This window comes from Janibacter sp. GXQ6167 (assembly GCF_041365945.1).
In the GTDB taxonomy this organism is placed as follows: Bacteria; Actinomycetota; Actinomycetes; order Actinomycetales; family Dermatophilaceae; genus JBGFSK01.
The window spans coordinates 334,812-349,301 of record NZ_JBGFSK010000001.1 but is presented as its reverse complement, the minus strand read 5'-3'; the positions used below and the strand labels follow the sequence as shown (position 1 = coordinate 349,301).

At 70.6% G+C, this 14,490-nt stretch carries 9 protein-coding genes and 1 CRISPR repeat array (1 of these 10 cut by a window edge); of the genes, 8 read left to right on the top strand and 1 reads right to left on the bottom strand.

Features of this window, described 5'->3' with window-relative positions; genetic code table 11:
* Positions 1 to 117: 117 nt before the first annotated feature.
* From cydD to AB8K43_RS01580, 7 genes are all read left to right on the top strand, one after another.
* Positions 118 to 1,716, top strand: a complete 1,599-nt coding sequence (cydD, locus tag AB8K43_RS01610; RefSeq protein ID WP_370890688.1) for a thiol reductant ABC exporter subunit CydD — start codon at positions 118 to 120, stop codon at positions 1,714 to 1,716.
* On the top strand, positions 1,713 to 3,398 hold the full coding sequence (gene cydC, locus AB8K43_RS01605; RefSeq protein ID WP_370890686.1) for a thiol reductant ABC exporter subunit CydC: 1,686 nt from the start codon (positions 1,713 to 1,715) through the stop codon (positions 3,396 to 3,398). The genes cydD and cydC overlap by 4 nt, the downstream gene beginning before the upstream one ends.
* Before the next feature lie 14 nt (positions 3,399 to 3,412).
* Positions 3,413 to 3,823 carry a BlaI/MecI/CopY family transcriptional regulator gene (locus AB8K43_RS01600; protein ID WP_370890684.1) on the top strand — a complete coding sequence of 137 codons (411 nt, stop codon included), beginning with the start codon at positions 3,413 to 3,415 and terminating at the stop codon, positions 3,821 to 3,823.
* 6 nt (positions 3,824 to 3,829) lie between these two features.
* Positions 3,830 to 4,687 (top strand): M56 family metallopeptidase, encoded by an 858-nt coding sequence (locus tag AB8K43_RS01595; RefSeq protein ID WP_370890683.1) that lies wholly within the window; start codon positions 3,830 to 3,832, stop codon positions 4,685 to 4,687.
* A 129-nt stretch (positions 4,688 to 4,816) separates the two neighbouring features.
* Positions 4,817 to 5,527, top strand: coding sequence for an AIM24 family protein (locus AB8K43_RS01590; RefSeq protein WP_370890681.1), 711 nt, complete (start codon positions 4,817 to 4,819; stop codon positions 5,525 to 5,527).
* On the top strand, positions 5,524 to 5,919 hold the full coding sequence (locus tag AB8K43_RS01585) for a hypothetical protein (protein ID WP_370890679.1): 396 nt from the start codon (positions 5,524 to 5,526) through the stop codon (positions 5,917 to 5,919). The genes AB8K43_RS01590 and AB8K43_RS01585 overlap by 4 nt, the downstream gene beginning before the upstream one ends.
* Before the next feature lie 135 nt (positions 5,920 to 6,054).
* Positions 6,055 to 7,092 (top strand): 2-dehydropantoate 2-reductase, encoded by a 1,038-nt coding sequence (locus tag AB8K43_RS01580; RefSeq protein WP_370890677.1) that lies wholly within the window; start codon positions 6,055 to 6,057, stop codon positions 7,090 to 7,092.
* Between the two features lie 46 nt (positions 7,093 to 7,138).
* Here the strand turns inward: AB8K43_RS01580 and AB8K43_RS01575 are convergent, their stop codons facing one another.
* Positions 7,139 to 8,725, bottom strand: coding sequence for a phospholipase D family protein (locus AB8K43_RS01575; protein WP_370890675.1), 1,587 nt, complete (start codon positions 8,723 to 8,725; stop codon positions 7,139 to 7,141).
* A gap of 219 nt (positions 8,726 to 8,944) precedes the next feature.
* On the opposite strand from AB8K43_RS01575, the gene AB8K43_RS01570 reads away from it, so the two are divergent.
* Positions 8,945 to 9,448 (top strand): low molecular weight protein-tyrosine-phosphatase, encoded by a 504-nt coding sequence (locus tag AB8K43_RS01570; protein ID WP_370890673.1) that lies wholly within the window; start codon positions 8,945 to 8,947, stop codon positions 9,446 to 9,448.
* 120 nt (positions 9,449 to 9,568) lie between these two features.
* Positions 9,569 to 14,490: direct repeats of the CRISPR family, unit length 28 nt; unit sequence GGACCATCCCCGCGCTGGCGGGGAGCAC (it continues 1,012 nt past the right edge of the window).

Below are 14,490 nucleotides of genomic sequence, written 5' to 3'. Positions count from 1 at the left end.
AGGGTCGGCATCAAGGACGTGCTTAAGCAAAGAAGCAGGGGAAGGGGGAAGCGTTCCACGGTGAGCGCTTGATCGCCGACGTTCGTACCCAGATTTATCCCGGAGACTTGACCGCACATGAAGCCCTTTGATCCGCGCCTCCTGCGCGTCGCGCCCGAAACGCGGCGCCCGGTCGTCGTGCTCGGGCTGCTCGGGGCCGGGCAGGGGCTCGCGACGATCGGCACCGCCTTCGCGCTCACCGCCCTCGTCGTCGCGGTCGTGCGGCAGCAGCCTCTCCTCATCCCAGCGCTCGCGACCGGCGGCCTCTTCGCCGCGCGGGGTCTGCTCGGCTACCTCCTCGAACGCGTCGCCGCTTGGGCCGGCGCCGAGATCTCGACCTCCCTGCGCGAGCGTCTCCTCGCGACCTGGGCCACGCGCGACGCCGACTCTCGACCGGATCGGGCGGCGGCGCTCACCCTCGCTGCTCAAGGCACCGCGTCGGTCGAGCCCTATGTCGCGCGCTTCCTCCCTTCGCTCATCATCGCCGCGATCGTGCCGCCCCTTGCGATCGTGACCCTGCTCATCGTCGACTGGCCCGCCGCGCTCGTCGTGATCCTCACCGTGCCGCTGCTCCCCCTCTTCGCCGCGCTGATCGGCATGACGACCCGGGACGAAACCCAGCAGCGCTGGGCCGCCCTCTCCGCGCTCTCTGGCCACTTCCTCGACGTGATGCGGGGCCTGCCGACGCTCGTCTCCTACGGTCGCGGGGAGCGCCAAGTCACGACCATCGAGCGCGTGAGCGACCGCCACCGGGTCGCGACCATGCGCACGCTGCGCCTCGCCTTCATGTCCTCGGCGGCCCTCGAACTCCTCGCCACGATCTCGGTCGCGATCGTCGCCGTGCTCGTCGGCATCCGCCTCACCCACGGCTCGATGGAGCTGCCCGTCGCAATGGTCGCGATCCTGCTGGCACCCGAGGCGTACTGGCCGATCCGCCGGGTCGGCGCCGAGTTCCACTCCGCCGCCGACGGTGCCGAAGCCCTCGATGCGATCCTCGCCGAACTCGAGGCCGAGCCGACCGATCCCCCAGCGGAGAAGGGGGCCGAGCTCGCCGGCGTCGTGCGCGCCCGCGGGATCAGCTACACCTACCCCGGCACCAGCCGCCCGGTGATCCACGACCTCGATGCGACCGCGACGAGCGGCCTGACCGCTGTCACCGGCCCGAGCGGTGTCGGTAAGACCACCCTGCTCGAGATCCTCGCCGGCACCCGGCTGCCCCAGGAGGGCACGGTCGAGACCGGCCAGGTACACCTCGTCACCCAGCGCCCCTTCCTCGGCGCGGGCACGATCGCCGACAACCTCACCCTCGGGAACGACGCGGGCCACGACGCGATCTGGTCGGCCCTGCGCGCGGTCGGTCTCGACGGTGTCGTCGCCGCGCTCCCCGAGGGCCTTGCCACCGTGATCGGTGATGACGGCTTCGGGCTCTCGGCCGGACAGCGCGCCAGGCTCGTCCTCGCCCGCGCCCTGCTCTCCCCCGCCTCGATCATCCTGATGGACGAACCCACGGCGCACCTCGACCCGGCCGCGACCGATGCAATCCACCACGTCATCACCCAGATGGCCCAGACCCGCACGGTCATCGTCGTCACCCACCGCAGCGAACTCCTCGCCCTCGCCGATCACCACCTGCACTTGCGGGCTCCGGCCCTGGTCGAAGGGGGTGAGGTGCGATGACCACGATGGAGCAGACCGCGCCGCTCGCCCCGCCGAAGCACCGGGCGCTCACGATCTCGTGGCAGGTGATCTTCGCCGGGCTCCTCGCCGGGGTCGCGACCGCTTCCGGGATCGCGCTCACGACGACCAGCGGCTGGCTGATCGTGCGCGCCAGCGAACGCCCCCAGATCATGCTGCTGCTGACGACGATCGTCGCGGTGCGCACCTTCGGTATCGCGCGTCCGGTCTTCCGCTACTGGGAGCGGCTCCGCAGCCACGACGTCTCGCTCGCCGACCTCGCCACCCGTCGCGCCGAGGTCTACTCGCGCCTCGTGCCCCTCACGCCCGCCCGGTTAGGACGAAGGGGGCGCGCTGACCTCCTCACCGGTGTGGTCGATGACCTCACCGATGTCGTCGAGGCCTCGGTGCGCGTCACGGTCCCCGTCATCGGAGCCCTCTTCGCTGGCGTGCTTGCGGCGGCGCTGACCGCGATGGTCGACCCGGCCGCCGGACTAGTCTTGGCAGCCATGCTCGCGGCGGCGGCACTCACGGTCTGGGTGTGCTGGCGGATCGAATCCCGATCGCAGGACGAGCTACTCGCCGCCCGCGCCGAGGTCACCCGGGTCAGCCAACTGACCGCCGATCACGCGAGCGAACTCGCCGCCATCGGCGGGACTAAGGCCGCCCTCGGGTGGGTCGACCGGGCCCACGTCGCCCTTCGCGGCGCGATCTCGCGCCAGTCCCGCGGCCGCGCGCTCGTCGCCGGGATGGTCCTCGCGATCACCGGTGCAGCGACCGTCGCCAACGCGTGGATCGCGACGACGAGCGACCACCGCATCCCCGTCATGGCTCTGCTCGTCCTCGCTCCGGTCGCGACCGGCGAAGCCATCGGCGTGCTGACCGACGCGACCCGAGCCCTGGCCCGCGCCCAGGGCAGCGCCCGGCGGCTCGACGTCCTTCTCGGGCAGACCCCCGCCGTCTCCTCCCCGACGCGCGGTGGCGCTACCGAGGAGGTCGCGCACCTCCCTTCGACCACCACGGCGAAGGGAGCTGCGCCGCGCATTGTGCTCGACGGCGTGACCGCCACCTGGACGGGAGAGCGCTCCCACACCGGGCCGCACGACCTCACGATCGAGCCCGGCGAGCACGTCGCGGTGACCGGAGCAAACGGTTCGGGCAAGTCGACCCTGCTCGCCGTCCTCGCCAGGCATCTCGATCCCTCCTCCGGGCGCTACCTCGTCGACGGGGTCGATGTCACCACCGCCCCGCTCGAAGAAGTTCGCTCGCTGATCGCGTTGGTCGACGACGAACCGCACGTCTTCGCCTCGACGCTCCGAGAAAATCTCCGCCTCGCGATCGACCCCGACCGCGCCGCCGACGTCTCCGACGAGGAGCTGATCGGTGGCCTGCGGGCGGCGGGCCTCGGCAACTGGCATGACGCGCTCGAGGCCGGGCTCGACACCCGCCTCGGCGCCGACGGGATGGGGATCTCCGGCGGCGAGCGCGCCCGCCTCGCCATCGCTCGCGCGCTGCTTTCGGGGCGCCCGATCATCGTGCTCGACGAACCCGTGGCACACCTTGATCACCCCACGGCCGAGGCCGTGCTGCAGGACCTCCTCACCACCGCTCGTGACCGGACCCTCGTGATGGTGACCCATCACGGGATCGGCGTCGAGCACTTCGACCGGACCATCACCCTTTAAGGAAAGGCGTCGACATGTCACCGGCACGCAGTTCACTCGGCCAGTTGGAACGAGCCGTCATGGATGTCCTGTGGGCCGACGAGTCCGAGGATGGGCTCAGCGTGCGGGATGTGCTCGGAGCCCTCACCGAACGCAAGCTGGCGTACACGACGGTGATGACCGTGCTGAGCCGCCTCACCACCAAGGAGTTCGTGGCCCGCAAGCGTGATGGTCGCGCCTGGCGCTACCGTCCCGTCGCGACGCGTGAGTCGATGACCGCTCAGGCCATGCGCGACCCGCTCGGCGAGCTCTCGCACGAGGACAAGCACAGCGCGATTCTTCATTTCATCAACGAGGCCACTCCGTCGGAGATCGAGGCAATGCGCGCCGCGATGGCCGAAGTTGAGGCGCGGGCGGGCGAGCCACGCGCCAGCGAGGCTTCGTGATCGGCCGTGACCGCACTCGCCCTCCTCATCACCGCCATTCTGCTCGCCGCCCTGGCCCCCCGGGTCATGGCGCGGTGGACCTGGCTGCGCCGCTCGCCACGGGCCGCGCTCTACCTGTGGCAGTCGATGGCGCTTGCCGGAGTCCTGTCGGCGCTGGCCGCCGGACCGATCGCGACGGTCGAGGTCGTCTCCCGAGGTGAACGAGGAGCCGCCTCCGCGATCGCCATGGTCGCGGTCGTCGCAAGCGGTTTCACCCTCAGCCGGCTCGTGATCCACGGACACACCGTGGGCCGACGCCTGCGCGGTGCCCGAAGGGAGCAGCGCACCCTGGTCGATCTCGTTGGGGCACACCACGATCGGCGGACGCGGATCGTGCCGCACGAGGGCGTCATGGCCTACTGCGTGCCCGGCCTGCGCCAGCGCGTCGTCCTCAGCGAGGGGACCCTGCGCTCCCTTCCCGCCGACCAACTCGACGCCGTCCTCGCGCACGAGCGGGCCCACCTGCGCGAGCGTCACGACCTAGTGCTCGAGTTCTTCATGGTCTTGCATCTCGCCGCCCCCGAGCGCCTGCGCGCCCCGCAGGCCCTGCACGAAGTGCGGCTCCTCGTCGAGGTCCTCGCCGACCGCGCCGCCCGGAAAGCCGCCGGCGATGTACACCTCGGGCGCGCGCTCATCACGCTCGCCGGTGCGCCACACCCGGCCGCGACGCTCGGGGCGAGCCATCACGCGACCGCGACCCGGATCCACCTGCTGAACGCCAAGGACCTGCCGCTCTGGCTCACCACCGCGCTGCACTCCCTCGCCACCGTGATCATCGCCGTCCCGTTGCTCGTAGTCCTGCTCGACGCGACGGGTCAGCGTTAGGCCCCCTTCCCCCTTCCCCCTTCGGCAAAGGGGAGTTATCCCCCTTGTCGGCCACGCCAACTCCCCTAGAGTCGAAAGTGACACCGGCCGCTCGGCCGGCACCACGAACGCCACACGGGGAGTACACGGATGCCCATCCACGGATCGCTATTTGAAGACTTCCAAGAGAAGGCCGCGAGCCACCAGTTCTCGCTGCAAAACAAGAAGATGCTGAAGATCGACCTGCGCTATGGACCGGTCATGGCGCGCCTCGGGTCGATGGTCGCCTACCAGGGGGACGTCCGCTTCGAAAACACCGGTTCCGGTGGCCTCGGCAAGATGTTCAAGTCCGCCATGACCGGCGAGGGCGTGAGGATGATGCAGTGCACCGGTCAGGGTGAACTCTTCGTCGCCGACATGGCAAGCGAGGTCCAGGTGATGTACCTCGAAAACGACATGATCTCGGTCAACGGCGCCAACGTGCTCGCCTTCTCCTCATCGATCAAGTGGGACATCCACCGGCTGCAGGCGCGCGGGGCGGCGCTCACCGGAGGGCTCTACAACGTGTCGCTGCAGGGCACCGGTTTTGTCGCGGTGACGACGAAGGGGGATCCCGTCGCCCTGGACGTCGGCTCGGCGCCGACCTTCACCGATGCTCAGGCGACCGTCCTGTGGACGGCGGGGGTGCGCAGCGACATCCGCGTCGACACCGGCGGGATGAAGTCGATGCTGCGCGGCGGCACCGGCGAGACCTTCCAGATGGCCCTGACCGGCCAGGGCTACGTCTTGGTCCAACCGTCGGAGTCCGTCGTCGAAGGTGCTGGTGGTCAGGCCGGAAGTAGCGGAGGCCTCTTCGGGTGACGACGGGACGTCGGGTCTGGGCGATCGTGCTGACCTTGGTCCTCGGATGGGCCGCCGGAGCGGTGACCGTCGGGGCCATCTGGCTGGGTTACAGCCTGCTCCAGACGCATCTCAGGCCGACCTCGGTGTGGTCGCAGTGCGAGGTCGACGCCGACCAGGTGCGGGTCTGCGTCCACCGGTCCACGCGCTTCGGGGAGGACGCAGGTCGCGACGCGGGGAGCCTCGATATCTACCGGTACGTGGACGGCAATCCCGGCGGCCGCTACCTCAGTTACCCATGGCCCTTCGGACCAGGCCCCAGCGAGGCGGACGTCAGCGTGGACGGACAGCGGGTCACGGTGAGTCAGGGCACGACGAGCGCGACCTATGACTACGACTCGCTCGCGAACTAGCGCCGAGGGCCCGCCCGAAGGGGTATTTCACCGCGGTTCGACCCAACCCTGCGCATACCCGGTACAGCGCGCGATTATCATCAGGGCAGGCGGCGGATACGCCGCCAGATGAGATCAGCTCTGAAGGGGTCGCCTGTGGGCAAACCACGCATCGCCGTGGTGGGGGCGGGACGTGTCGGCTGTTACGTCGGGGGGAACCTCGCGCGGGCAGCGCAGGTGACCTTGGTCGGCCGCGCGCCGACGATCGACGCGATCGCTGCCCACGGTCTGACCGTGGTCAACCTCAAGGGTCAACGCACCGTCACCCCCGCGAGCGACCTCACCCTCGCGACCGAGCCGAGCGCTGTCGCCGGCGCGTCCCTCGTGCTCATCACGACCAAGGCCGCGGACACCTTCCACGCCGTCCAGCAGATCGCCCCCTTTCTCCGCGCAGAGACCGTGCTCGTGTCCTTGCAAAACGGGCTGCGGAACTCCGAGGTGATTGATGAGGCGCTGGAGTCGATCTTCCCGAGCCGTGCGGAGCGCCCGCTGGTGCTGAGGGGGATGGTGCCCTTCAATGTGGTTTCCCGCCCCGACGCCACCTACGTCCAAACGACGAGCGGCACGATCGTCGTGATGGATCACCCACGGATCGACCCCTTCGTCGACGCCGCCGAGCGGGCCGGCCTCACGATCCACCGGCACCCCGATATGCGGGCGGTGCTCGCGGCGAAGTTGCTGCTGAACCTCAACAACGCGATCAACGCCCTCTCGGGTCTCTCCCTGCGCGAGGAACTGCTCGACCGGGACTACCGCCGCGTCCTCGCCGCCTGCCAAGAGGAGGCGCTGGCGGTGATGAGGGTGGCCCGCGTCCGCCCGTCGAAGCTCACCCCCCTTCCGCCGCGCGCCATGCCGACCGTGCTGCGCACGCCCACCCCAGTCTTCGTGGCGCTGTCTCGCGCCGCGCTCGCCATCGGCCCGGGGGCTCGCTCGTCGATGGCCGACGATCTCGATAGCGGCCGGCCGACCGAGATCGACGAACTCCAAGGGGCGATCGTCCGGCTCGGGGAGCAGCACCACGTGGCGACCCCAGTCTGCCGCAGGGTGACCGAGCTCGTCCGAGACGCCGAAGCCGCTGGGCCGCAACGGATCCCGTGGACCGGCAAGCGCCTGCGCAAGGCGGTCGCGTCCTAAGAACGGTGGAGGCTGCTCGTCGGTGGGCGCGCCGCCACTTCGATCGTCAGAGCAACCCGTCGATGGGGAGCCACGACAGGACCCGGACACCCGCGCGCTGAATCCAGTGAGTGTGCGGGTCTGAGGTGTAGCGGACGGTCTGGCCGTCTTCCTCGGAGGTCCACACGAGGCCGTCGGCGCCGAGCGTCACGTGGTAGCTCAGGGTGCCCGCGCTCTCGGCCTTGGCGATGGCGAGCTCCCCCGCGAGTTCGGGGCTGTCGATGAGCACGCCCATCTCGGTGTTGAGGCGCGCCGAGCGCGGGTCCATGTTGAACGAGCCAACGAAGAGGACCCGCCCGTCAACCGCGAAGGTCTTCGCGTGCAGGCTGGAGCCGCCGCTGCTCAAGCGCCCGCCGCTCCCGAGCAAGTGGCCGCCGCCAGGGGGCTCGACGACCGTGGCATCGCGCTTCATTTCGTAGAGCTCGACGCCGCCGCGCAGGAGAGCCTCGCGGTAGGGGATGTATCCGGCGTGGACGGCCGCGACGTCGGTGGCGGAGAGGGCGTTGGTGAGCACCGATACGTGGGCGCCGCGGCGCACCAGCCCGACGAGGGTGCGCACCCCTTGGCGGGTGGGGACGAAGTAGGGCGAGACGATCAGCGCGCTCTGCCGGGCCTGGTCCAGCTCGGCGCCGAGCGGGGTCACCACCAGGTTCTTCTTGGCGGCGCGACCGAGTCCCTTCGCCGGGTCATCGCTCACCACCCGGGTCGGCGCCCAGGTGAACGCGAGCCGACCACTTTGCAGGTGCTGCCAGAGCGTGCTGTGGCTCAGGGCATGCAGATAGGTCTGGGTGTCCGGGTCTGTTGACGGTTCGGTCCCGACGTCCTCGCTCGGTCCAGGCCGCAGGATCGATGCCGCGGGGTAGGTCGAGGCGCTCGTCCAGTACCGCTCGAAGTCCTCGCTCACCTCTTCAACGACCGGACCGACCGCGAGCACGTCGAGGTCGGCGAACATCGTCCCCTGCCCGGCGTCGAAGTACTCGTCACCCATATTGCGCCCGCCGACGATGGTGGCCTGATGGTCGACGGTGAAGGACTTGTTATGCATCCGACGGTTGGTCCGCCCGAAGTCAGTCACGAAGTCAACGGGGCGCGCACGCCGATGCATGAAGGGGTTGAAGAGGCGCACCTCGATCGTGGCGTGCGCATCGAGGCCGCGAAGGATCGGGTCCAGGCCGGCGGTGTTGTTGTCGTCCAGCAGGAGGCGGATGCGCACGCCGCGGTCGGCCGCGCGGCGCAGGCCCTGAAGGAGCAGTCGACCGGCGGTGTCGTCGTGCCAGATGTAGTACTGCACGTCGATGGTCCGCTCGGCGGTGTCCACCAACATGGCGCGGGCGACGAAGGCGTCCCGGCCGTCCGCCAGGGTGTAGATCCCGCTCAGACCCGGGTCGGCGTCCTGCGGGCGTCCCTCGGCGACGGCTCGACCGAGGGTGGTGTCGGTCGTGTTCGCGTAGCTGTCGGCGGGAGGGCTCGCGTCCACCAGATCCTGGTGCGGAGGTGGCAAAGGACGACGCGCCAACCAGAGCCCGGCGAGGACCACCGCGGCCGCGGCCGCACCCTTCAGACCCCGCCGCTTGCCGGCGCCACGCTCACCCATGTGTCTCCTGTCCGTGTGGAACGCACCCGAACCGCACCAGGAGCGAGGCCCTCGGGTAGCGAGCCTTCCCCTTGGGACCGCTGGTGCCAGCGAGCTGCGTGCTCGAAGGTTACCGGGGCGCCGGGTCTGCGCCGCCCGAAGCGGCGGGAGCGGAGCGCCGCCGCGCGAGCCGCCGGCCGCGGCTCACCCCCTTCGCGACGCGTTTGCGAGGATGGGGGCATGAGTGAGCCGTATCGAATCTGCGTGGTGTGCACGGGCAATATCTGTCGTTCGCCGATGGGTGAGTTCGTGCTGCGGGAGCGCTTCGCCGAGGCTGGGCTGGATGATGTCGTCGTGGTCGATTCCGCTGGCACGACCCAGTGGGAGGTCGGTAATCCGGCGGACCCTCGCACCCTCGCGGTGATGGAGCGGCACGGTCATGACATCGAGCCCTACCGCTCGCACCGAGCGCGGTCCTTCGAGCGGGCGTGGTTCCCCGACCTCGACCTCGTGCTCGCGGCCGACCACGGGCACTACTCGACACTGCGCCGTCTCGCGCGTACGCCAGAAGACCGGGACAAGGTCGTCCTCTTCCGCGACTTCGACCCGAAGTCTGTCGGCCTCGGGATGGACGACCCTTGGTATGGCGACGACTCTGATTTCGAGCAAACCTACGACGAAGTGGTGGCCGCCGCCGACGGGATCGTCGAACACGTCCAGCGCGAACTCGAAGCGCGCGGCTGACCCCCGCGGTGCTGCGGTCCGGATGAACGCGCTGAGACACTGCGACGCGCGCGCCGCCGTGGGTAGTCGCCACTGGGATGAGGAGCTCCGGCCCACGCCAAGACCTTGGAGCATCTGCCGAAACCATCCCCGCGCTAGCGGGGAGCACTCCAGCGCCTTCAAGCTCGCCGGCACGAAATCGGACCATCCCCGCGCTGGCGGGGAGCACATCGTCTCCAGGCTCGAGGTCAAGCGCGCCCCCGGACCATCCCCGCGCTAGCGGGGAGCACCCGACGGGACGTTTGTGTCGACGGTTGACGGGGGGGACCATCCCCGCGCTGGCGGGGAGCACCCGAGGGGCAGTCTCCGCTGGAGCGGCGACAGGGGGCCATCCCCGCGCTGGCGGGGAGCACTGCGCCTCGTCCTGGTCGTCCCAGGTGGCGGGGGGACCATCCCCGCGCTGGCGGGGAGCACCGCTCGCCGGCTAGTTGCCACGAGACGCGCATCGGACCATCCCCGCGCTAGCGGGGAGCACCTCGCCGGATTCTGTCGTGCCCAGCAGGACCGCAGACCATCCCCGCGCTGGCGGGGAGCACGAGGTCATGCCCTTGACCGGATCGTTGAGCGCCGGACCATCCCCGCGCTGGCGGGGAGCACCACTCGCAGAAGAGCCCCGGCGGGATCGTGGAGGGACCATCCCCGCGCTGGCGGGGAGCACACAGCCGGAGCTGACCCCATGGCCCTGATCGTCGGACCATCCCCGCGCTGGCGGGGAGCACGGTGGAAGCCGCTTTAGACGAGGCCGCCGCCGCGGACCATCCCCGCGCTGGCGGGGAGCACGGTGGAAGCCGCTCTAGACGAGGCCGCCGCCGCGGACCATCCCCGCGCTGGCGGGGAGCACGGTGGAAGCCGCTTTAGACGAGGCCGCCGCCGCGGACCATCCCCGCGCTGGCGGGGAGCACGCGGTGACAACTGTCGTGGCGGCGCATCAGATTGGACCATCCCCGCGCTGGCGGGGAGCACCCGTCGACGATCGCGTGTCCGGTGGCGAAGGCGGGACCATCCCCGCGCTGGCGGGGAGCACCCGTTCGGGTCGCCCCACACCTCCAGAGGTTCCGGACCATCCCCGCGCTGGCGGGGAGCACGTTCATCTTCGGCATGTGGAAGCGCGTTTTTAGGGACCATCCCCGCGCTGGCGGGGAGCACCACCTCGGCGCTGAACGCCTCCAGCAGGGTGAAGGACCATCCCCGCGCTGGCGGGGAACACCCCCGCGACGCGACGCCCCCTTCGCGACAGTCCGGACCATCCCCGCGCTGGCGGGGAGCACCCCTCGTTGGTGTGGGTCCAGTCGATCCACACGGGACCATCCCCGCGCTGGCGGGGAGCACATCGTCATTCCCGAGACACCGACGACCTGGGTGGGGACCATCCCCGCGCTGGCGGGGAGCACATCGTCATTCCCGAGACACCGACGACCTGGGTGGGGACCATCCCCGCGCTGGCGGGGAGCACGGCTTAGTCTTGTCTTGCGATTCGTTCCCGAGGGGACCATCCCCGCGCTGGCGGGGAGCACGGCAGAACGGATAAGCGCATACACAATGCCGAGGGACCATCCCCGCGCTGGCGGGGAGCACATCGTCATGCCCGAGACACCGACGACCTGGGCGGGGACCATCCCCGCGCTGGCGGGGAGCACGGCTTAGTCTTGGCTTGCGATTCGTTCCCGAGGGGACCATCCCCGCGCTGGCGGGGAGCACGGCAGAACGGATAAGCGCATACACAATGCCGAGGGACCATCCCCGCGCTGGCGGGGAGCACTCCGCGCACCGCTGCACGAAACCAACGGCCTCGGGACCATCCCCGCGCTGGCGGGGAGCACGCACGCAGGTTGCTGTAGACCTGGGAACCCTCCGGACCATCCCCGCGCTGGCGGGGAGCACCCTTCGCCCTACTCCCGAGCGGGTTGTAGGCCCGGACCATCCCCGCGCTGGCGGGGAGCACCGCGGCGCTGGCGAGGTCGAGTTCGTCGCGGAGGGACCATCCCCGCGCTGGCGGGGAGCACCGGTTTCACCACCAGGTCGCTCCCGGCGGGGCCGGACCATCCCCGCGCTGGCGGGGAGCACCGCCGGGGGTCAGGGCTGTATTCCATGTGCACAGGACCATCCCCGCGCTGGCGGGGAGCACGTCGGCGTCAGGTGGAGATCGTCGTCGACGATGGGACCATCCCCGCGCTGGCGGGGAGCACCGACACGCCCTCGTCGAGCCACCATGCCGATACGGACCATCCCCGCGCTGGCGGGGAGCACGGACACCGGGCCGGGTGTGGCATAGAAATCGTGGGACCATCCCCGCGCTGGCGGGGAGCACGACCGCGAAACTCGTCGCCAAAGTCTTCCAAACGGACCATCCCCGCGCTGGCGGGGAGCACTCGGACCTGGCCGTTTTTGGAAGAACCTGCAGGGGACCATCCCCGCGCTGGCGGGGAGCACCGATACACACTCCCCGCCTCGCCCCACGACTTTTGGACCATCCCCGCGCTGGCGGGGAGCACTCCTCGTCAATGGGCAGCGCTTCACAGCCACGGGGACCATCCCCGCGCTGGCGGGGAGCACTCCGCATTGAGTGCGCGTAGGTCGTCCAGGCGCGGACCATCCCCGCGCTGGCGGGGAGCACACAAGGGTGGCCTGGTTGAGGCGGCGCGGCCCGCGGACCATCCCCGCGCTGGCGGGGAGCACCACGCCGCAGCCTGCGGAATAGACCACGCCCACGGACCATCCCCGCGCTGGCGGGGAGCACGGCGAGGCCGCCCCTTTGTGAGAAGGGCCCGCCGGACCATCCCCGCGCTGGCGGGGAGCACTCGCCCGATCTGGAGCCGCTGGACGCCGCCCCCGGACCATCCCCGCGCTGGCGGGGAGCACGGTGGGCGTCTCGTGGCGTCTGCATGGGCTCCAGGACCATCCCCGCGCTGGCGGGGAGCACGTTCGCCTGGGTCGCCTTCTGGCCCGACCAGAGGGACCATCCCCGCGCTGGCGGGGAGCACATCGATGGCGCGGCGGGTCACGACTGTCCCCCCGGACCATCCCCGCGCTGGCGGGGAGCACCGCGACGGTCGCCGTCGGTGATGACGTCATGGAGGGACCATCCCCGCGCTGGCGGGGAGCACGTTCGGAGCACGTACCGGACCCCGGGGATACGCGGACCATCCCCGCGCTGGCGGGGAGCACCGCGACGGTCGCCGTCGGTGATGACGTCATGGAGGGACCATCCCCGCGCGGGCGGGGAGCACGTTCGGAGCAAGTACCGGACCCCGGGGATACGCGGACCATCCCCGCGCTGGCGGGGAGCACCGCTACCTGAACATCATCGCCCGCATCTCGACCGGACCATCCCCGCGCTGGCGGGGAGCACGGTACATGTGGAGCCTGGTGCCGCTCCTAGCCAGGACCATCCCCGCGCTGGCGGGGAGCACAACTCGACAAGTCCAGCGTTGAAGGTGGTGCGCTGGAGGGGACCATCCCCGCGCTGGCGGGGAGCACTATCAGGGAGTCAACGGTGGAACACCCGCCCGGGGACCATCCCCGCGCTGGCGGGGAGCACTCCGCTACCGATGAAGAGGACGCGCGTTCGACAGGACCATCCCCGCGCTGGCGGGGAGCACTATCAGGGAGTCAACGGTGGAACACCCGCCCGGGGACCATCCCCGCGCTGGCGGGGAGCACTCCGCTACCGATGAAGAGGACGCGCGTTCGACAGGACCATCCCCGCGCTGGCGGGGAGCACGCGGCTCGTCAGGCTCACTGCGGGTATCCCTCGGGACCATCCCCGCGCTGGCGGGGAGCACCATCCCAGACCCCATCGACGAGTCCTCGCCGCTCGGACCATCCCCGCGCTGGCGGGGAGCACAACGCGTTATCGAGCCCACCATGCTGCAGGGCCGGACCATCCCCGCGCTGGCGGGGAGCACGTCCGGAGCAGGTACCGGACCCCGGGGATGCGCGGACCATCCCCGCGCTGGCGGGGAGCACTCGACCGTCACCTTCAACTTGCGCTGCAACTGCGGACCATCCCCGCGCTGGCGGGGAGCACGGGCTTCTCGCGCGGGGGGTTGGCTAGGCCGGGGGACCATCCCCGCGCTGGCGGGGAGCACGCAACCGATAGCGAGCGCGTCGGCGAGCAGGCGGGACCATCCCCGCGCTGGCGGGGAGCACCCACGACGGGAGCATGTTGGTCAGTTCGCTGAGGGACCATCCCCGCGCTGGCGGGGAGCACGACGAGCGATATGCCAACAACCACCGCATCCGTGGACCATCCCCGCGCTGGCGGGGAGCACCCGGTCCGTAGGCAACTTCGGAGTCCCACGGGCGGACCATCCCCGCGCTGGCGGGGAGCACCTCCGTGCATGCCGGCTCTCCCCCGTCCACGCCGGACCATCCCCGCGCTGGCGGGGAGCACTTGGGATGGTGTTTGTCGGTGGGTCTGGCTAGGGGACCATCCCCGCGCTGGCGGGGAGCACAGTGAGAGGTGTATGTGATGTCGAGTGTTGACGGGACCATCCCCGCGCTGGCGGGGAGCACCGCTCGACCCGCTGCCACTCCCGTGCAAACTCCGGACCATCCCCGCGCTGGCGGGGAGCACCCAGAGGATGGTCGGCCTCACCTGACTGTGGACGGACCATCCCCGCGCTGGCGGGGAGCACAACTGACGGCGTGCCTCTTCCGTCGTGTCCTGGGACCATCCCCGCGCTGGCGGGGAGCACCACGGCTGGGTCCATTTCCCCCTCGACCGGGCGGGACCATCCCCGCGCTGGCGGGGAGCACCCCTGCTACTGCCACCCCCTCCCCTCCCGCGCGGGACCATCCCCGCGCTGGCGGGGAGCACCCCTGCTACTGCCACCCCCTCCCCTCCCGCGCGGGACCATCCCCGCGCTGGCGGGGAGCACCCCTGCTACTGCCACCCCCTCCCCTCCCGCGCGGGACCATCCCCGCGCTGGCGGGGAGCACCACGGCTGGGTCCATTTCCCCCTCGACCGGGCGAGACCATCCCCGCGCTGGCGGGGAGCACG